The following is a 17,794-nucleotide window of genomic DNA, read 5'->3' as shown; positions in this document are numbered from 1 at the left end:
TTTTTGGTTGTTGCTTCTTTTGACGTTAGTTCTCTCTGAGTAGCTTATCAAAGAGTGCTTTGGTCTTAGCTACTTCTTCCAACGATATTTTGTGGTCTAGCTCCAACGTTATCGGGCCATCATAGCCACAGTCCTGCAGCTTCGAAAGAAAGTGTGTTAACTCGGGCGTTTCCTCCAAAAAGGGTTGATGTGACTTGTTTGCCATGTGCACATTACAGACCCGTTTACCATACGCCTCCAGCAGATTATCCACTTCCTTAGTTTCCAAGGCATGACATAAGTCAAAAGTTATTCCCATTTGACGTTCGGGGTCTATCACGTCAAGGACTTCCTCCAGTTGGGGCACGTTTTTGCCAAACCCCGTGGAAGTATACGACAGGTTCTCCAAGGACAGTTTGACGCCCAACTTTTTAGCGAAGGGCTTAATTTCCCCAAAAACCTCCCTAAGGCACTGCTCCCTGACAAGCTTGGGCAGCTTCTTAGAAACATTCGAATGAACCGTCATGAGCGGTGCATGGAGGGCGCGGGCGCATTCCAACGAGATTTTGCCATAATAGACGGCTTGGTGAACTTCAATGGGGTCTTTCACATGTAGGACCGCGGAGTGCAGCGTTAAGCAGTTTAAGCCTGAAGCGGCGAGGGCTTTTTGTTCGCGGTAAACGTCCGTGTCATGCTCCTTTTTGATGGATTTCATGTTGAACTCTATGTCTGCGAATCCGAGTTGTTTGACGGTGGCGAAGTTTTCTTGGATTTTGAGTTTGCTAAAGATTCCGTTAGATAAACTTAGCTTCATGGTCGGTGCCTGTTTTTTTACCTAAACAGTTTTCACAAATAAAGGAGTCGGTCATTTAAGACTCAAAGTTAAGGGCTGACCCTTTGTTGCATTTCTCAACGAACTGCTTGTTTGCTATGTTGTTTTTTGTTTCAGGTTTTGAGCAAACGCTTCTGCCTTTTTAAGGTCTTCCTCGTTGGGTCTGCCTTTCTTGATGCCACCTACAAGCTTAAGTGGTCCAACCGTGTCAAATCCTGCGCAGTTAAATTCGTCGACCACGGTGAAGCCTTTTGCCTGCAGTTTCTCTCGTAGCTTTTGATGCATTTTGGCGGGGTTTGTGGTGTCGCCGCTTGTGGAGAATATGAATGCTTTTTTGTTGGTTGCTTGGGGGAGTTTGTCGGCAAGTTCCAGCAGGGATTGGTGGTGTTTGCCCAAGTAGATTCCTGAACCAAACCCGACAAGGTCGTAATCCGCGATGGAGTCGGGGGTCACTTGGTCAGGCGTTTTCACTTCCGCGTCCAAAGCGGCTGCTATGGTGTTGGCGATTTTTTCGGTGTTTTTGTGATGATACGAAAAAAGAATAATTAGGTTTTTCATATGTGGTGCCAATTGGAGAGTGGGTATGCTTCTTTTATAGACTTTTTGGACTAAGTGTATGCGGCGTTAACGAAGCCGGGTGTTCTGTTTATTTGACCGCAAAGGAGGCGCAAAGTTCTTCTACCGTGCGGTTTAGCGTTAACTCTGCGATGTCTTGCCCGTAGTCAAGTATGCGTTTTGAGCTGTCCAGCACCAGTCTGAGGATTGCTGAGATGTTGGGGTCCATTTTTTTGCTACTCATGAGGCGGATGAGGTCGTTTTCGAGTTTTACGTAGCTTTGCCGTTTGGGTATGAGGGCTTCGGCGTCGTTGTAGTCGCGTTTAAACATGGCTTTGGTGGCGTCCTCAAACAGTTGGTAGGCGAGGTTGTTGAGATTAATTATCTGGGAGTAAACTTCCTCATCCATCGGCTCCTTGATGAATAAGAGTTGGTCGTCAACAAGTTTTTGCACGGTGAGGATGTTGTTCATGATGTTCATGGCGTTTTCGCCAATGTCCTTGATGTCGTTTACGATGATGCGGTAGAGCAAAAACTCCTTGGGGGTTTTAAAGCCAAGTTCACGGTACATGTTGTGCTCTATGCCGAATTTTAATTGCCGCACAATGTAGAGCCCCAGTCGGTTGCTGTCATGTTGGGCATTGACGATGTTTTCGAAAAGTTCTTTGTTTCCGCCTTTTAGTGCTAAGATGACGTCTCGGTGGGCGGCAAGTGCCACGATGACCATGCGGCGAACGGCTTTTTCTATGGGGAACTCTGAGTGTTTGACCAGAATCTGTAGGGTTACTTCGTTTTCGGTTTCTTCAATGATTTCTGAGCCTAAGAAGGTTTCTTTGGAGAAGTTTTTGACTTCGGTTTTGCATTTGTATGTGTTGCCTTTGGTTTTTTTGAAGTGGATTCGGATAACGTCGGCGCTAATGACGTATAAGGCTTCGATCATGCGTAGGGTGGATTCGATGTTTTCTTGGGGGTCTACGTTTATGTAGTATTCTTTGAGTTTGCCGACTTCTTCGCTGGTTTTTTCTCGGATTTTTCGGGGGACCAGTGTGAGGGTTAGGTCGGGTTCGAGGTTGAAGGCGATTTCGCTGCCGCGTTTGAGGCCGATGTCTTGGACCCATTCTTTGGGTAGGGAGATGATGTAGCTGCCTCTGCCGGTGCATTGGACGCGGCGGTATCCTAAGTCTTTTTCTGCCATGGTGTTTTCACCTGTTACACGGATCCTTGATATGTGATTCGTATATATTATATGAGTCATTCTCTTACGCATAAATGTTTTTCGCTACGATTATATAGAAAATATTCAATGTATACTGCCACTTCCATAAAACAGGTGAACAAAAATGTCTTTAAACATATGTAAAGTCCGCATAAACAAAGCTAACCAAACAGTCACAACCAGAGCGGTTTTATGCACAAAAGACATCGAACTTTACATTCTTATGCTCACCTGCGCACGCTAACCACCCAAAAGGGAAGAATTTACATGAGAAAAATTGTTGCCAAACAAGAACACTGTATAGGCTGTGGCATATGCGAGGTCCACTGCATCACCCAACACAGCAAATCCAAAGACATCATCAAAGCCTACAACCGCGAAAGACCCCGCCCCATCAGCCGTGTCCGTCTAGAACTCAACAAACCAGTCAGCTTCGCCATCCAATGCCGACACTGCAACGACGCCCCCTGCGCCTCCGCCTGCCTAACCGGCGCCATGCACAAAGACGAAAAAACTGGTTTAGTTACACACAACCCTGAAAAATGCATGGGCTGCTGGACCTGCGTCATGGTTTGCCCCTATGGCGCCATAAAAATTGACAAAGAAGGTCACGTTGTCACTAAATGTGACCAATGCGCTGATTTGGATACGCCTGCATGTGTGGCAAACTGCCCCAACGGCGCCCTTGAATGCGTCGAGGTTGAATCTTAATGTCTAAGTACGTGATTGTTGGTGCCTGCGCTGCAGGCATCGGAGCAGTTGAAGCAATACGCGAAATCGACGCAGACGGCGAAATCACCGTTGTCTCCGAAGAGCAATGCAGCCACTACAGCCGCCCCATGATAAGCGACTTCGTTTCCGGCAAAGCCAACCTTGAAAAAATGAAAACCCGCGACGACCAATTCTGGCAAAAAAACAACGTAACCCTTGTCTGCAAAAAAGCCGTCGGACTAAACCTCTCTGAACACGCCGTAACCCTTGAAGATGGCACCAACGTTTCCTACGAGAAGCTGCTGCTAGCAACTGGAGGTAAACCGTTTGTGCCCAAAATGGAAGGTCAAGAAAAAGAGGGCGTTTACACCTTCACCAACATATCGGACGCTGAACAGCTTGCCCAAAAAATCAACGCTGGCGCTAACCGCGCTGTGGTTATTGGGGCTGGGCTCATCGGCATAAGCGTCACAGATGCCCTTACCAAACGCGGCGTCAAAGTCACCATGGTTGAACTACAGGATAAAATCCTTAGCCTCCTGCTGGACGCCACCGCCTCAGAAATCGTGGAGGCAGCGGTCCGCAAAGCTGGTGTCAACATAATCACGGGGCAGTCTGTCCAGAAAATCTTGGGCAAACCCGATAACGAAAACCAAGTCGGCAGTGTAGTCCTTACCAAAGGCGGCCAAGTGCCCTGCGACATGGTTATCGTAGCTATCGGCGTTATCCCTCGCACCGAACTCGTGGCAGGCACCGAAGTGAAGACCAATCGCGGGATAGTCGTGGATGGGTCCATGCAAACCAGTGTGCCCAACGTTTACGCCAGCGGGGACGTTGCCGAAGCCTACGACTTCATCCTGAACCAGAATCGCCAGTTGCCGCTTTGGCCTCTTGCCGTGCTTGAGGGCAGGGTTGCAGGCTACAACATGGCAGGCAAAAAAGCCGACTACGCAGGCGGCACCAACATGAGCAGCCTCAAATATTTTGGTATTCCCATCGTCTCCATCGGCTTGGCTAATCCTAAACCCGACGCCGCGCTGGAAATCTTGGTGAATCAGGATGCAGAGAACACTGTCTACAAGAAGCTGGTTCTCAAAGACAACGTGCTTGTAGGCATGACGTTTCTGGGTGCCATCGAACGTGCAGGTATCCTGTTTTACCTCATGAAAAACAAAATTAACGTACAAGCCTTCAAAGACGCACTGCTTAAGGATGACTTTGGCTTAGCTGCCCTTCCAGAAAGTGTGCGCACACAAATGAACTTGGAGTAATAAGCATGAATCAACAAGACCTAAAACTCATAAACCCCTTCGGCGACGACAAAGACTTTTCAGGCTGCAGCATTTTTGGTATGATGAACCTGGAAGGCACCCGCTTCGGAAGCAAAGACCCCGTCCGCGCCATCAGCAATATGCATGATCGCGGCAACGGCTTAGGCGGCGGCTTTGCAGTCTACGGCATCTATCCCGACTTCAAAGAACACTACGCTTTCCACATTATGTACCTAAGCCGCGACGCCAAAGAGAAAACCGACCGCATCCTTGCCTCTTGCTTTAACATAATTTACGATGAGGAAATGCAGACTCGACCAGCAAACGTTATCAACCCTCCGCTTATGTGGCGCTACTTTGTGGAGCCCAAAAGAAACCGCCCCGGCAACCTCAGCGAGGACGAATGCGTTCTGCAAGCAGTTATGCGCATAAACACCGAAACTGGTCAAGCGTTTGTGTTTAGCAGCGGCAAAGATATGGGCGTCTTTAAGGGCGTGGGTTTCCCTGAAGACATCGCTGAGTACTTCTGCTTAGATGACTACCAAGGTTACCTCTGGAGCGTCCACGGAAGATTCCCAACCAACACTCCAGGCTGGTGGGGCGGCGCACACCCCTTCAACATCCTTGACTGGACCGTCGTCCACAACGGGGAAATCTCCAGCTACGGCATCAACCGTCGCTTCCTAGAAATGTACGGCTACAAATGCACCCTGCAAACCGACACTGAAGTGGTCGCCTACGCCGTGGATCTGCTCATGCGCAAACAACACTTGCCCATCGAGATTGTTTCACAGATTTTGGCTGCACCGTTCTGGTCAGAAATCGACCACATGGAGCCCAAAAAGAAACAAGTTCTCCAAACCCTGCGCGCAACGTACGGCAGTCTGCTGATGAATGGACCTTTCAGCGTTATCATAGCGCACCATGGAGAAATGATTGGGTTAACCGACCGCATCAAACTACGACCCATGGTTGCCGCAACCAACGGCGACATGCTTTACCTGTCCAGCGAAGAAGCCTCCATCCGGCTGGTCTCGCCAACACTTGACCGGTTGTGGACTGCACGCGGTGGGGAACCCCTGATTGGCAGAGTCGGCGACAAGCAACTTATCGAAAAGCAATCTAAACTGGAGGTTGCCCACTAATGAAAAGCTATCTCCCCCCAGAATTCATCGTGGAACGTGACGAAGAAAAATGTATCCGATGTAAAGTTTGCGTGAACCAATGCACTTACGAGACGCACAGCTACGACGAAGAAGACGACGTTATCCGCAGTAAAGACGAGAACTGTGTGAACTGCCAGCGGTGTGTCACTTTCTGTCCAACACATGCCATTACCATTAAGAAGAATCCGAGTGTTTACCGTGAAAACGCCAACATGACTGGCGATGTCATCAAAGACATCAAGAAGCAGGCGGAAACAGGTGGGGTTTTGCTGACGGGTATGGGTAACCCTAAACCAAATTTCACGTACTGGGACAAGCTGCTGGTGAATGCTAGCCAAGTTACGAATCCTTCCATTGACCCGTTGCGGGAACCCATGGAAATCCGCACCTACTTGGGCTCAAAGCCTGACGCGTTGGAGATGGAGTACAAAGACGGCGACATAGACTTGAAGACCAAGTTGGCGCCCCAGTTGACGCTGGAGACTCCAATTATGTTTTCTGCCATGAGCTATGGCGCCATAAGCCTTAACACTCACCAGTCTTTGGCGCGTGCAGCCACCCGAGCAGGCACCTACTTCAACACCGGCGAAGGCGGCTTAGACCCCTCCCTCTACAAGTATGGCGCACACACCATCGTGCAGGTGGCGTCAGGCAGATTCGGCGTCCACAGCAAATACCTCAACGCAGGCGCTGCCGTAGAAATTAAAATCGGGCAAGGCGCAAAACCCGGCATCGGTGGGCACCTGCCCGGCGAAAAAGTCACCGAACTGGTGGCGCGAACCCGCATGATTCCCACAGGCACCGACGCGCTCTCCCCTGCACCCCAGCACGACATCTACAGCATCGAAGATCTGCGCCAACTCATCTACGCACTCAAAGAAGCAACTAACTATGAGAAGCCCGTTTCCGTAAAAATTGCGGCTGTGCACAACGTGGCAGCCATCGCCAGCGGCATTGTCCGCGCTGGAGCCGACATCGTGGCAATTGACGGCGTGCGGGGTTCCACAGGAGCAGCTCCAACGGTTATCCGCGATAACGTGGGCATACCCATCGAACTTGCCATCGCCAGTGTAGACCAGCGTCTGCGCGACGAGGGCATCCGTAACCATGCCTCTGTGGTTGCTGCGGGTGGATTCCGCAACAGCGGGGATATCCTAAAAGCCATCGCTTTAGGCGCTGACGCCGTGTATATCGGAACTGCCGCGCTCATCGCCATTGGCTGTACGGTTTGCCAGAAATGCTACACGGGTAAGTGTCCGTGGGGCATCGCTACGCCTGACCCCTGGATTGGCAAACGCGTAAACCCCGACATTGCGTCGGAGCGTCTGGTGAATCTGCTGCGTGGCTGGAGCATGGAAATCAAGGACATGATGGGCGGCATGGGCGTAAACGCTATTGAAAGCTTACGCGGCAACCGTCTGCATCTGCGCGGCGTGAACCTGACGGATACGGAACTGAAAATCTTAGGAGTTAAAATGGCTGGTGAATAATATGGCACAAGAACAGAAAACAACTCTGGGCATCAGTGAAAAATTCCTTTCCCGCGTAACTGTTGAAGGCAACGTGTACAAAGTTGACGCTCAAGACCTCTACTACAAGGAACTTAACGCCTTGATGCGTGAATTGGATGCAAAAGGCGCTGAGCATGTGGAGCTGTACCACGTTTATGGGCAACGCTACATCGGAACTGACCTGAAGAACAAAATGAAAATCGACATCTACGGCACCCCTGGAAACGACTTAGCCGCCTTTATGGATGGGCAAAGCATTGAGGTGCATGGGAACGCGCAGGACTGCATCTGCAACACCATGAACGATGGCAAAATCGTCATCCACGGCAGGGTAGGCGACATCACCGGCTATGGTATGCGGGGCGGTAAACTGTTCATCCGCGACGATGCTGGTTATCGTGTGGGCATCCACATGAAAGAGTACATGAGCTTTAAGCCCTGCATGGTGGTCGGCGGCACGGCAGAGGACTTTCTTGCCGAGTACATGGCAGGCGGCGTTCTGCTTGTCTTGGGCTTGACGCTTCAGGCTGGCGAGCAGCATAAGGCGCGGTTTGTGGGCACCGGCATGCACGCAGGCATCCTCTACGTGCGAGGCGAGATTACGCATCTGGGCAAAGAAGTCAAGGTTATGGATGTGGACGAGAAGGATTTGGCGGTCATAGGCGACTTGGTGAAAGAGTACTGCAGCTACTTCAACGTGGACTACGACAAAATCATGGCGGGCAAATTCGTCAAAATCGTACCCTACAGCCACCGACCCTACGGCAGAATCTACGCCTACTAAACCAACCTTTCCTTTTCTTTTGTTTATAGCACGATAGCAAGCAAGCCCTGATGGTTTTTCCACTTTTTGGTCTTATGTTTAGTACTGCAGCTTTCGCTTGCTCCACCCTTTGTGGGTTTACGCGGCTTCTTTTGGCTGCTGATAAAACCTTTTGAGTATCCGCGCAATCTTTAACGTTAACCAAAGGCGTCGGTCTATGGTTACTTTTTTTGTTTCAGCCGCGTCTTTTTTGTCTGCGTAAGACAGTTTCCACAAGCCGTCGGCAGCTTGATTTTCCACAACCCAGTCTAAGGCTTTGCGGATGTCGGGGTCTTCTTTTGAGTAACCCATCAACGAAAGCGAATCCAGCGCCGTCACAAGATTTGGCCACCAAAAGTAGAAGGTCACCCAATATTTCGGGCTCTCGTACCAAGTGTAAACGTCTGGCTGGAAGAACCTTGTCTTGAGCAAGTCGGCGGCTTTCAAGGCTTCCTTTGTGTGTCGGTGTTTTGGGTGCGCCGCAAACGCTCGGAGAACCATGTCTGTCCAGTTGTGCGAGAACGGCTTTGTCCTGTCGGGTTCAAGCGGTTTAGCGTAGTGGCTTGTTAAGTTAAGCCATGTTTCTTTGTCTAACTTGTGGGTTAAGGCTGGTATGGTCCAAGCGCCGTCGTTTTGCCGCATCGAAAGTAGCCACTCAAGCCCCTTTTCAACCCGCGGGTCATCGGCGTACCCCGCTTTCATAAGAGCCGCCAAGATTGCCCCCGTGTAGTAGGTGACGTACTGGTTTGCCAGCATGCCCCTGAGGTCGCCTTGAGCAGTTTGACAGGAAAACAAAAATTCAGACGCTCTACGCGTGCCTTCATGCTCCTTGGTGACTTCGAACTGCTCAACCAACACATGATAGTTTTTCCATGTTTGCACTAGCGGATAATGGTACTTGGGGTAAGTGACGGTTTCTTTTCCGCTGTGCTTCCACCCGCCATCAGGCTGCTGGTTACGAAATGCCCTCTGAACCTCAGGTAACTGCCAGATACGCTCTATTGGTTCTACGTTTTCTTCCAGCAGGTCGCGTCGGGTAAAATAGGCTACAGCTTCATTGCTTGACGACTGCAAAGCTGAGGTTGGGTCAAACTTGAGTTGCGATAGCCATTTCTGCGGCATAAGCTTCCCCGTTGCTATTACGGCTCAGACGAGTTATTAACTTAACGCTAATCTGCAAGTGCCCCAACGGTGCAACCTGCCGCCCTTTTTTCGCCTCTCTCTTATCACAACAAAAACTAATAGCCTCCCCACACACTTACAATGGAGGAACGTGCACCCATGTCGCTTAAGCAAACCCAAATCTTTCTTGCCTACTCCAAAAAAGACAAAGAAGCCCTCAAACGCTTTGAAACAGCAGTCGCCAAAGAACCCGTGGCCCTCTTTAAGCAAGAGTTTGAAGCTCCCAAAGCGGCGCCCGCGTGGCAGACCGTCTGGAATGGGCTGGCAGCCTCCAAAGCCCTCATTCTGCTGGTTGGACCCAAACTGGTGGAAGCCAAAACCAAAGGCCGCGACGAGTGGGCGTTGATTGAGAAGTGGCTGGGCTACGAGTTGGGGCTGGCAGTAGCGTTGAATTTGGATGTCTGGGTGATTTGCGACAACGGCGTGGGCATAAACTTCTCAGTGCCTTACCTGAACAACTATTCGCTCGGGATTGAAACCAAACCCAACGGGTACGAAGCCAAAGTGCTGCGCAGCTACGCGGAAGGCGCCAAATTTGACTTCGGCTACAGCAAACCCCGCCGCTTCTTCTGCCCCAACAAGCAATGCGGCGCGCAATTCAACCTACATAATGTGCTGCAAAAAGACGAAGCCATCGTCTGCCCCAGCTGCCTAACAATCGTCTCCTTCCCCAAAGGCTGGCAACTCTAACAAACCCCTCTCGCAGACCTATTTGCCGTCTATTAGCATCCAAATAACAATTCTATGCAGAACCTATAGAGGGGTAGGTCAGCGCTCATTTTTTCAGCTTAAGCCTACGAACTTGCATGGCCAAAATTATGATTGCCTGCAGCAGACTTAGCGAATTTGCAGCCATCATAGGTAAGTCCCCCAGCGAAACTCCGTAAACCAGCCACATGAAAACCCCCACGCAGAACAGCAGAGAAAACATCGCCACTGTGCCGTCTTTGGTGGGTTTCCAGCGGGTTCGCCATGACTTGAGCACCTGCGGAAAAAGGGAAACTGTCGTGAATGTTGCCGCCGCCAATCCGACCAGTGTGAGTGTGTCCATACATGAACCTTTGTGGATTTGTATCTGAGCGGGATGGTTTATTTTAGGCTTTAGCTTCTTAAACACGCAAGAAGCCATGTTGGCAGCAGACAGCAACGCAACCCTGCATCGGGTTAACTTCCTCTAAAAAACTTCTCCACTTTGAGGCTAAAAATGCGCGTAAGGCATGGTGCGCTTAAAGCTGTTGATAATGTTTTTGTGAAAGGAAGGTTTAAATAAAGACTGACTCATTTCGTATATGCTTCAAGCTAAACGGATGAAAAATAGATGTCATCTCAGGAATTTCGTCACATCGTTCGCATTTTGGGCGCTGATTCAGCAGGCACCCTAAAGGTTCCTTACTCTGTTTCCAGCATCAAAGGCGTAAGCCTCAGCCTTGCCACCGCCATCCTCAAAAAGGCGGGCATAAACCCAAACCTGCGAGCTGGTTTCCTCACAGACGCAGATATTGCAAAAATTGAGGATATAGTCAAAGACCCCGCAGCCTACAATTTACCCGGTTGGCTCTTTAACCGCCGAAAAGACTCTGAAACAGGAAAAGACCTGCACCTTATAAGCGCCAACCTGCTCTGGAGAACAAAAACCGACATCGACGACGCCAAAGCCATCCGGTGTTGGCGTGGGTACCGGCACGCTTACAGCTTGAAAGTCCGTGGGCAACGAACCAAAACCACTGGGCGCGCAGGCAAATCCTTGGGTGTCAAGAAGAAGGCTCCCGCAGGTAAGACAGGAGGCAAATAAGCATGGGTGACCCAAAAAGGCAAAGAAAGAAATTTAACACTCCCCGTTTCCCTTGGCGCAAAGACATCCTGCAGGAAGAACTTAAACTTCTAGGCACTTTTGGCTTGAGAAACAAGCATGAACTTTGGCGTCATGAAACTCAACTAAGCAAGTTCCGAGGTATCGCTCGTACACTCATCGGAAAACCCGCTGAGGAACGCATGAAAATGGAGAATGAGCTTCTCACTAAACTCAAGAAACTTGGGGTTCTTCAAGACACCGCCGTCTTGGACGACGTTTTGGACTTAACCTTGGAAGATATTCTTGAGCGTAGATTGCAAACGTTGGTTTTCCGGAAGAACCTGACAAAAACTGTTCATCAAGCTCGGCAACTCGTAACCCATGGGCACATAGCTTTGGATAACCGCCGAGTTACTATTCCAGGTTACCTGGTGTCTCGTGAGGAAGAAAAAACCCTTAACTACACCGCCGAGAGTCAACTAACAAACCCTGACCACCCAACTCGACAGGCAATGCTGGTTGTTTCTAAACCACGTGTGATTAACCAATCCAGAGACAGACGAAGAGGCGGCAGATTTTGAGCACCAGCACTAAACGAACAGAAAAATGGGGCGTAGTCCACATCTTCAGCTCCTACAACAACACCGTAATTCACATCACCGACATATCAGGCGCAGAAACCATCGCCCGAACCAGCGGCGGCATGTACGTCAAAGCAGACCGCATGGAATCCTCCCCCTACGCTGCCATGCGTGCAGCTACAGGCGCAGCCGAAATGGCACGAGACAAAGGAATAACTGCCGTACACATCAAAGTTCGCGCTCCCGGCGGCAGTGGACCCAGAACCCCTGGACCCGGAGCCCAAGCAGCAATCCGAGCTTTTGCACGGTTTGGTTTCCGCATTGAACGCATCGAAGAAGTTACACCTGTACCGCATGATGGCACTCGCAGGCCAGGCGGCAGAAGAGGCAGACGTGTTTAGTTGCGTCGCTTTTCTTTCCCCTTTATTGAGAGAAATATTGAAATAACGGCACCGCAGCTTTGTCAATTGACTCAGCTTTGTCCGTTGACTTGTGGAGTGTAAGTAAGTGAAGATAGAAATGCTTGAAAAAGACGAGGTAAACCTTCGGGTAATCATTAGAGACGCAAACGTTCCGTTAATGAATGCTCTGCGTCGAATAGCTCTAGCCGAGGTTCCCGCCATGGCCATTGAAGAGGTCGTCATGATTGAAAACTCTTCAATACTACAGGATGAGATGATTGCTCACAGGTTAGGGCTGGTTCCGTTAAAAACAGACTTAGACAATTACAATTTACCTGAAGACTGCGAATGCCAAAGCGAATTTGGCTGTTCTCAGTGTCGCGTAACTCTCACTTTGAACGCTGAGTCCACGGAGGGCACGCGACCTGTTTACTCAGGAGAGTTGGTTTCTGAGAACCCTGAAATCGTGCCTGTGTCAGACAAGATTCCGATAGTTAAATTGGGCAAGGGTCAGAAACTGAAGCTTGAAGCCTATGCTAGGCTGGGTAAAGGTAAAGTTCACGCGAAATGGCAGCCCGTATGCTTATGTGCCTACAAGTATTACCCAAAAATTGAGGTTCCCACCGAAAAATGTGGCGACTGCCAAAAATGTGTTGACATCTGCCCCAAACGGGTGCTTGCCATAAAAGGGGAAACAGTCGAAGTTCGTGACCTTTTAGCCTGCAATTTGTGCATGGATTGTGTAGAGCTTTGCCCCAAGAAAGGTGACGGCATAAAAATCAGCTGGGAAAAGGACACTTTTGTTATGAATATCGAGTCAACGGGTGCGCTTCCGCCCGAACGTATCTTGCAGGAAGCAACAAAAATATTGGATAAACAACTTTGTGAATTCGAAGAACAGCTAAAGGTTGAAGTGCCATGAGAGAAACTAAATCGACGAATCCTGAACTCCTGCAGCTTATCAAGTATCTCAAAACGCAGAGTCGAGAGAAAGACGCAGGCATATGGCTTGATGTTGCTGAATATTTGGCTAAACCTAGCAGGCAGCGTGTAGCCGTGAATCTGAGCAAAATTAACCGGAACTCCGAGGAAAGTGGAACCGTAATTGTTCCCGGGAAAATCTTGGCTTCTGGTTCTCTTGACCATGCTGTCACGGTTGCCGCTTTTGATGCTTCAGATAAGGCAAAAACAAAACTTGCTGGCGCGAACGCGCGATATCTATCAATAACTGAGCTTGTGGAAGCTAACCCAAAAGGCTCTAATGTTAAAATAATTAGGTGATTATGATGCAAGCTACAAAAACCTCCCCCAAACAAGTTTCCGTTGCATATGTTAACGGTGAAGGACTCATTCTGGGTCGTTTATGCAGCGTTGTCGCCAAACGCATCCTCAACGGCGAACGTATAATCATAGTTAACGCCGAGAAAGTGGTGATTTCTGGCAGACGAAAAGTCAAGGTTGCTGAAGCCCACAAATTTTTGGAGGTTGGGGCTCCTGAGCGTGGTCCATTCCACTCCCGCAGACCAGACCGTATTGTCCGCAAAACTGTTCGCGGCATGGTTCCTTGGAGGCAGCCGAAAGGTAAAACTGCCTACAAACGCTTAAAAGTCTATTTGGGTTTGCCTGAAGAGTTCAAAGGCAAAACGTTAGAAACAATTGCGCAAGCTGATGTTTCAAGGTTGAGTGGTCCACATTTCACTCTGGGCGAATTCGCCATAGGAATAGGATGGAATCAAGGTGCATAGGTATGCCAGGTAAAAAAGTGCTAGTTGTTAGTGGAAAAAGAAAAACCGCAACTGCCCGCGCCGTTGTAAAGCAAGGAGCAGGCAGAGTACGCATTAACATGACTCCAGTCGAGATTTATGAACCCATAGTTGCACGCGAGAAAATCATGGAGCCCCTTCTGCAAGCTGGCGATGCCACTTGGAAGCAAGTGGACATTGATGTGAAGACTCTCGGCGGAGGCTACATGGGTCAAGCTGAAGCTGCACGCATGGCAATTGCCAACGCCCTGCTACGATGGACCAAGAGTACTCACCTTAAGACGGTTTTCAACGAGTACGACCGCACCATGGTTGCTGGCGATGCACGCTCTAAGGAACCCAAAAAGTTTGGTGGCCCAGGCGCAAGGTCCAAAGAACAAAAGAGCTACAGATAAGGAGACCAAAACGCGATGATTATTCCCGTAAGATGCTTCACCTGCGGCAAATTGGTCGGCGACAAATGGGAAGAGTTTGCCCGGCGAATCCGAACAGGCGAAAACGCTAAAGACGTGTTGGACAGTTTAGGCGTTAAACGTTACTGTTGCAGGCGCATGTTGCTGTCAAACGTGGAAATCATCGACGAAATCTTGCGGTTCACTGAAGAAGCGGAAAAGCGTAAAGAAACCCGCAGCTTCACCTAAACACGCCCCTTTTTCCTTTTTGTTGATTTATTCCTACTGTTTTGTGCAGTCCAGCCTCATTGATTAATGCGAAGCATGTTCGAGCTGGTCCTCTTATACACGGTCTTTGATAGCGAAAAAAGTTCCCAATTAGCCTCTCTTTGTTACCTGCGTTTCGTTTTTTGCAGGTTTTTTGTGTCAAGAAACCTATACAAATACTCTTAAACGAAGCGCCGCTTGTGTCTTCTTAAGGTATACCTGCCATGAAGAAAAGGTCTCTCCATGTGTTGGTTCTTGTTTTATTTGGTTTGGTAGCTGTCGGCTTTGTGGACATTGAGCTTTCCATGGCCGAAGCAAAAGTGCTAACAGTGCCCGACCAGTATTCAACCATCCAATCTGCCCTTGAAGGCGCCTCTGCCGGCGATAGGGTGTTTGTGAAAGCAGGTACCTACACTGAGACTTTACTAATTGACAAGCCGTTAGCGTTAATTGGAGAAAACACAAACACAACAATCATAAACGCAAACTACACAACAGCAACCATAATCGACGTTAAAGCAAGCAACGTCACAATAGCTGGATTCACAATTGAAAACTGCTCTGGTTACACAGCCTCGATTCCTCAGCCCGACGGTATACGCCTCCAATCAAGTATGAACTGCAACATAAGCAACAACATAATCCGCTACATTCGTTACGGGAATGGCATCTCACTTGAAACATCTTTAACCCGTGCCTCTGGGCAATCTTGTAACATTATTTCTGCAAACTCCATCACCAACTGCGGTGCATGTGGCATATACGTTTCAGGCGGAAGTAACAACATCATACAAGAAAACATTGTGGTGGGCAATAGTTTTGGGGTCTCCTTCGACAATGAAAGCTACAACAACACCATTGTCGGCAATTGCATTGCAAACAGTACCTCCGCTTATGGGTTACAACTCAACCGTTGCTCAAACAACACTGTAACCGAAAACACCTTCGCATACAACCCCTTCGGAGTTGCCGTTGCCCCTTCCTCAAACAACACCTTCTACCACAACAACTTCACCGCAAACGAAATTCAAGTTCTGCTCTTTGGAACCATCGACAACTGGAAAGCTTTAGTCAACTATTGGGACAAAGGCGGGGAAGGTAACTACTGGAGCGACTACTTGGCAAAGTGCCCCAATGCCTCAGAAATCGACAACACAGGAATAGGAAATACCGCGTACCATATAGTTGCTAATGGAGACAACAGTGTCATCTACCGCGACAACTATCCCCTTTTCAGGGATTTTTCCGTTCCCGAGTTTTCTGCATGGGCAGTTCTGATTTTACTCTTAGCTACCACCTTAGCTACAGCAACAATAGGGCGGAGGAGTTGGCAGCCATGAAAAACCTGCTTGTGAGCTTCTTTTTGGTAGCCTTGATTTTATTTGGCTCATCCTTTGCCTGCTGTGTGCGTTCAGCTTCTGATTCGCCAAACAACACTTCCACCACGGGTGCTTCGTTGGTGCCCTCCATAATATGGAACCAAACATATAGCGGCGGGAATTCAGGCTCCGTTGTCCTTCAAACTGAAGAAGGCGGTTTTCTACTTGGAAGCGCAACCGTTCCATTTCTTGATAACCCCGTTGAGCTCTTAAAGATTGATTCAGAGGGGACTTTAATCTGGAGAAAAAGTTACTTGGGCTCAAGCAACTTCTTGGGTAATTGGCTTATCCAAACCCAAGACGGCGCATATGCCATTGCCGGTCAATATGCAGGAGGGGCATGGCTCGCAAAAATCGATGAGGCGGGCGATTTACTTTGGAACAAAACCTACATCGGAGATGGCTTCAGCTGGGCAACTTCAGTAATTCAAACCAACGATGGCGGCTACGCGTTAACTGGTCAAACGAACACCGCAATGGGGCAAACTCACATTTCGTCTAACGACGCCAACGGCTTCATTTGGCTTCTAAAAACCGACGCCTCAGGCAATGAAATGTGGAATAAAACGTTGGGGGATGAAACGGTGAATTCGCTTATCCAGACAAGCGATGGGGGATATGCGTTGGTGGGGGGCGGAGTGAGCGGTAATGAACCAAACTACTTGCTTATAAAAACTGATTCTGCTGGAGAAATTCAGTGGACTCAAACTTACGGCAGCAAAGACAAAGACTTTGCCTACGCTGTTGTCCAAACCGCCGATGGAGGCTACGCTTTGGGCGGCTGGATGTGGCTACGTAGCAACGGCGGCGGCTTGAATCTTGGCATTGTCAAGACAGATGCTTTGGGCAACCTGCGGTGGACCCAGTATTATGGGGCTGGACAAGGCTGGAGTATGATGCAGACAAATGACGGCGGCTTCGCAATTGCGGGCACCCTGCTTGTTACGGCAGATGCTCAAGGAAATGAGCAATGGACGCTAGACTTGGAGGGCAGTTACGCCTACTCAGTTATCCAAACCAGTGACGGAGGCTACGCGGTTGCAGGCGGAAACGGGTATACTTGGTTAGCTAAAATTAACCTCAAAGCTAACACAAGCCAAACTGTTCCATCAGCAACATCGCCTTTCCCTTCGGCTTCTCCCTCCCCAAGCCCCCCATCAACTGTCCCTTCAAGTCCACCCCAAACCTTAACGCCGTCCCCTTCAATCCCCGAGGTTCCCTCTTGGATGCTTCTGCCTCTGCTTGCCGTGGTCACGTTGACAATTATGTTCCTGAATAAAAAAGCCATGCGGCGTCGTCTTCATGAGGGGAAAATGTGTGCTTTGTGTTTGTCTTTTTTCATTTTTTGGTACTTTATCGCTTAAACATGGGGGTTTTACTAGTTTTTTTGTTGTATATTCCGTTTCTGAGGGGTTGGTAAGGAATTTATTTATAAGGAGGTTTCGCCGACACTACCTTTGTGAAACCTACACGTGCTGAGAGACGCGTCTGCTGATATGTTTCACAACTCGTAATATAGGTTAAAAACCTTGACGTGAAGTGCATTAACAGTAAAGCATAACAGGAATGTGTGATGAACTCATGAAGAAAAATGGAGAAGAGGAGAAGGTCAAGCAGGTCCTGACTGACCCCAAGATGTCAGCCATTAAAGCTATGCTTGAGAAGGACCACGCTATCGATTGTTTGCTGCTGCTGTACGTAAACCGTGGCAAATGGAAAGACGCAAAAGATTTCATGCGCGAAAACAACCTGACGCTAAGCGACGGCACCTTCCGCGCAAGGATGATTGAAATCGAAGAACTCGGGCTAGCAAAAAGCGAACGCATAGACCCCCTCAAAAAATACTACCTGAGCACCCCCCTGGGCGAAAAAGTAGCCAAACTCCTTCTGGGCTTCTTTGACACCATAAAAACCTAAATAAGCGTACAACCCAAGTTGGTTTACGCTTCCTTCTCCCCGTCTTTTAAATCCTCCTCACGCCGTTTCTCTTGCTT

General features: G+C 49.1%; 22 protein-coding genes. 17 read left to right on the top strand and 5 right to left on the bottom strand.

Annotated elements, in window-relative coordinates:
* Positions 1-25: 25 nt before the first annotated feature.
* From ACBZ72_09710 to ACBZ72_09700, 3 genes are all read right to left on the bottom strand, one after another.
* Positions 26-793 carry a sugar phosphate isomerase/epimerase family protein gene (locus tag ACBZ72_09710; GenBank protein XES76446.1) on the bottom strand — a complete coding sequence of 256 codons (768 nt, stop codon included), beginning with the start codon at positions 791-793 and terminating at the stop codon, positions 26-28.
* 114 nt (positions 794-907) lie between these two features.
* The gene (locus ACBZ72_09705) at positions 908-1,369 is read right to left on the bottom strand and encodes a flavodoxin family protein (GenBank protein ID XES76445.1); all 462 of its coding nucleotides are present in this window, start codon (positions 1,367-1,369) and stop codon (positions 908-910) included.
* Positions 1,370-1,457: 88 nt separating this feature from the next.
* On the bottom strand, positions 1,458-2,561 hold the full coding sequence (locus ACBZ72_09700) for an AbrB/MazE/SpoVT family DNA-binding domain-containing protein (GenBank protein ID XES76444.1): 1,104 nt from the start codon (positions 2,559-2,561) through the stop codon (positions 1,458-1,460).
* 288 nt (positions 2,562-2,849) lie between these two features.
* On the opposite strand from ACBZ72_09700, the gene ACBZ72_09695 reads away from it, so the two are divergent.
* From ACBZ72_09695 to ACBZ72_09675, 5 genes are read left to right on the top strand one after another with little or no spacing between them, the layout of a single operon-like run.
* On the top strand, positions 2,850-3,293 hold the full coding sequence (locus ACBZ72_09695) for a 4Fe-4S dicluster domain-containing protein (protein XES76443.1): 444 nt from the start codon (positions 2,850-2,852) through the stop codon (positions 3,291-3,293).
* On the top strand, positions 3,293-4,564 hold the full coding sequence (locus ACBZ72_09690) for an NAD(P)/FAD-dependent oxidoreductase (GenBank protein XES76442.1): 1,272 nt from the start codon (positions 3,293-3,295) through the stop codon (positions 4,562-4,564). Before ACBZ72_09695 ends, ACBZ72_09690 begins: the two co-directional genes overlap by 1 nt.
* Positions 4,565-4,569: 5 nt before the next feature.
* On the top strand, positions 4,570-5,709 hold the full coding sequence (locus ACBZ72_09685; GenBank protein ID XES76441.1) for a glutamine amidotransferase family protein: 1,140 nt from the start codon (positions 4,570-4,572) through the stop codon (positions 5,707-5,709).
* Positions 5,709-7,220 (top strand): glutamate synthase-related protein, encoded by a 1,512-nt coding sequence (locus tag ACBZ72_09680; GenBank protein ID XES76440.1) that lies wholly within the window; start codon positions 5,709-5,711, stop codon positions 7,218-7,220. The genes ACBZ72_09685 and ACBZ72_09680 overlap by 1 nt, the downstream gene beginning before the upstream one ends.
* Position 7,221: 1 nt before the next feature.
* Positions 7,222-8,025: a hypothetical protein gene (locus tag ACBZ72_09675; protein XES76439.1), complete on the top strand. Its 804-nt coding sequence runs from the start codon at positions 7,222-7,224 to the stop codon at positions 8,023-8,025.
* A 117-nt stretch (positions 8,026-8,142) separates the two neighbouring features.
* On the opposite strand, the gene ACBZ72_09670 is transcribed toward ACBZ72_09675, so the two are convergent.
* Positions 8,143-9,165 (bottom strand): prenyltransferase/squalene oxidase repeat-containing protein, encoded by a 1,023-nt coding sequence (locus ACBZ72_09670; protein ID XES76438.1) that lies wholly within the window; start codon positions 9,163-9,165, stop codon positions 8,143-8,145.
* Positions 9,166-9,324: 159 nt separating this feature from the next.
* Here ACBZ72_09670 and ACBZ72_09665 point away from each other — a divergent pair, with 159 nt between their 5' ends.
* Positions 9,325-9,915: a hypothetical protein gene (locus ACBZ72_09665; protein XES76437.1), complete on the top strand. Its 591-nt coding sequence runs from the start codon at positions 9,325-9,327 to the stop codon at positions 9,913-9,915.
* 85 nt (positions 9,916-10,000) lie between these two features.
* Here the strand turns inward: ACBZ72_09665 and ACBZ72_09660 are convergent, their stop codons facing one another.
* Entirely contained in the window at positions 10,001-10,276 is a 276-nt protein-coding gene (locus tag ACBZ72_09660; protein ID XES76436.1) for a SemiSWEET transporter, read from the bottom strand.
* Between the two features lie 267 nt (positions 10,277-10,543).
* On the opposite strand from ACBZ72_09660, the gene ACBZ72_09655 reads away from it, so the two are divergent.
* The 11 genes from ACBZ72_09655 to ACBZ72_09605 all read left to right on the top strand — a co-directional run bounded on the left by ACBZ72_09655 (position 10,544) and on the right by ACBZ72_09605 (position 17,717).
* Positions 10,544-11,017 (top strand): 30S ribosomal protein S13, encoded by a 474-nt coding sequence (locus tag ACBZ72_09655; protein ID XES76435.1) that lies wholly within the window; start codon positions 10,544-10,546, stop codon positions 11,015-11,017.
* Between the two features lie 2 nt (positions 11,018-11,019).
* Entirely contained in the window at positions 11,020-11,598 is a 579-nt protein-coding gene (locus ACBZ72_09650; GenBank protein ID XES76434.1) for a 30S ribosomal protein S4, read from the top strand.
* The gene (locus tag ACBZ72_09645) at positions 11,595-11,999 is read left to right on the top strand and encodes a 30S ribosomal protein S11 (GenBank protein ID XES76433.1); all 405 of its coding nucleotides are present in this window, start codon (positions 11,595-11,597) and stop codon (positions 11,997-11,999) included. Before ACBZ72_09650 ends, ACBZ72_09645 begins: the two co-directional genes overlap by 4 nt.
* Positions 12,000-12,117: 118 nt before the next feature.
* Positions 12,118-12,921, top strand: a complete 804-nt coding sequence (locus ACBZ72_09640) for a DNA-directed RNA polymerase subunit D (GenBank protein ID XES76432.1) — start codon at positions 12,118-12,120, stop codon at positions 12,919-12,921.
* Entirely contained in the window at positions 12,918-13,280 is a 363-nt protein-coding gene (locus ACBZ72_09635) for a 50S ribosomal protein L18e (GenBank protein ID XES76431.1), read from the top strand. The genes ACBZ72_09640 and ACBZ72_09635 overlap by 4 nt, the downstream gene beginning before the upstream one ends.
* A gap of 5 nt (positions 13,281-13,285) precedes the next feature.
* A complete protein-coding gene (gene rplM / locus ACBZ72_09630) occupies positions 13,286-13,744 on the top strand; it encodes a 50S ribosomal protein L13 (GenBank protein XES76430.1) in 459 nt (152 codons plus the stop codon).
* Between the two features lie 2 nt (positions 13,745-13,746).
* A complete protein-coding gene (locus ACBZ72_09625; protein XES76429.1) occupies positions 13,747-14,157 on the top strand; it encodes a 30S ribosomal protein S9 in 411 nt (136 codons plus the stop codon).
* 15 nt (positions 14,158-14,172) lie between these two features.
* On the top strand, positions 14,173-14,403 hold the full coding sequence (locus tag ACBZ72_09620; protein ID XES76428.1) for a DNA-directed RNA polymerase subunit N: 231 nt from the start codon (positions 14,173-14,175) through the stop codon (positions 14,401-14,403).
* 242 nt (positions 14,404-14,645) lie between these two features.
* Entirely contained in the window at positions 14,646-15,761 is a 1,116-nt protein-coding gene (locus ACBZ72_09615) for a nitrous oxide reductase family maturation protein NosD (protein XES76427.1), read from the top strand.
* Positions 15,686-17,164 (top strand): hypothetical protein, encoded by a 1,479-nt coding sequence (locus tag ACBZ72_09610; protein ID XES76426.1) that lies wholly within the window; start codon positions 15,686-15,688, stop codon positions 17,162-17,164. Before ACBZ72_09615 ends, ACBZ72_09610 begins: the two co-directional genes overlap by 76 nt.
* Positions 17,165-17,381: 217 nt before the next feature.
* On the top strand, positions 17,382-17,717 hold the full coding sequence (locus ACBZ72_09605) for a hypothetical protein (GenBank protein ID XES76425.1): 336 nt from the start codon (positions 17,382-17,384) through the stop codon (positions 17,715-17,717).
* Positions 17,718-17,794 lie beyond the last annotated feature (77 nt).

Source organism: Candidatus Bathyarchaeia archaeon (genome assembly GCA_041447175.1).
GTDB lineage: Archaea > Thermoproteota > Bathyarchaeia > Bathyarchaeales > Bathycorpusculaceae > JADGNF01.
Note: the sequence above shows the minus strand (reverse complement) of the source record. Positions and strands in the feature narration are given on the sequence as shown.

Coding starts and splice junctions, on each gene's coding strand:
- ACBZ72_09690 (XES76442.1), top strand. CDS start 3,293: ATGTCTAAGTACGTGATTGTTGGTGCCTGCGCTGCAGGCATCGGAGCA.
- ACBZ72_09695 (XES76443.1), top strand. CDS start 2,850: ATGAGAAAAATTGTTGCCAAACAAGAACACTGTATAGGCTGTGGCATA.
- ACBZ72_09705 (XES76445.1), bottom strand. CDS start 1,369: ATGAAAAACCTAATTATTCTTTTTTCGTATCATCACAAAAACACCGAA.
- ACBZ72_09660 (XES76436.1), bottom strand. CDS start 10,276: ATGGACACACTCACACTGGTCGGATTGGCGGCGGCAACATTCACGACA.
- rplM (XES76430.1), top strand. CDS start 13,286: ATGCAAGCTACAAAAACCTCCCCCAAACAAGTTTCCGTTGCATATGTT.
- ACBZ72_09605 (XES76425.1), top strand. CDS start 17,382: ATGAAGAAAAATGGAGAAGAGGAGAAGGTCAAGCAGGTCCTGACTGAC.
- ACBZ72_09650 (XES76434.1), top strand. CDS start 11,020: ATGGGTGACCCAAAAAGGCAAAGAAAGAAATTTAACACTCCCCGTTTC.
- ACBZ72_09610 (XES76426.1), top strand. CDS start 15,686: ATGGGCAGTTCTGATTTTACTCTTAGCTACCACCTTAGCTACAGCAAC.
- ACBZ72_09640 (XES76432.1), top strand. CDS start 12,118: ATGCTTGAAAAAGACGAGGTAAACCTTCGGGTAATCATTAGAGACGCA.
- ACBZ72_09680 (XES76440.1), top strand. CDS start 5,709: ATGAAAAGCTATCTCCCCCCAGAATTCATCGTGGAACGTGACGAAGAA.
- ACBZ72_09665 (XES76437.1), top strand. CDS start 9,325: ATGTCGCTTAAGCAAACCCAAATCTTTCTTGCCTACTCCAAAAAAGAC.
- ACBZ72_09635 (XES76431.1), top strand. CDS start 12,918: ATGAGAGAAACTAAATCGACGAATCCTGAACTCCTGCAGCTTATCAAG.
- ACBZ72_09675 (XES76439.1), top strand. CDS start 7,222: ATGGCACAAGAACAGAAAACAACTCTGGGCATCAGTGAAAAATTCCTT.
- ACBZ72_09685 (XES76441.1), top strand. CDS start 4,570: ATGAATCAACAAGACCTAAAACTCATAAACCCCTTCGGCGACGACAAA.
- ACBZ72_09700 (XES76444.1), bottom strand. CDS start 2,561: ATGGCAGAAAAAGACTTAGGATACCGCCGCGTCCAATGCACCGGCAGA.
- ACBZ72_09615 (XES76427.1), top strand. CDS start 14,646: ATGAAGAAAAGGTCTCTCCATGTGTTGGTTCTTGTTTTATTTGGTTTG.
- ACBZ72_09670 (XES76438.1), bottom strand. CDS start 9,165: ATGCCGCAGAAATGGCTATCGCAACTCAAGTTTGACCCAACCTCAGCT.
- ACBZ72_09710 (XES76446.1), bottom strand. CDS start 793: ATGAAGCTAAGTTTATCTAACGGAATCTTTAGCAAACTCAAAATCCAA.
- ACBZ72_09655 (XES76435.1), top strand. CDS start 10,544: ATGTCATCTCAGGAATTTCGTCACATCGTTCGCATTTTGGGCGCTGAT.
- ACBZ72_09620 (XES76428.1), top strand. CDS start 14,173: ATGATTATTCCCGTAAGATGCTTCACCTGCGGCAAATTGGTCGGCGAC.
- ACBZ72_09625 (XES76429.1), top strand. CDS start 13,747: ATGCCAGGTAAAAAAGTGCTAGTTGTTAGTGGAAAAAGAAAAACCGCA.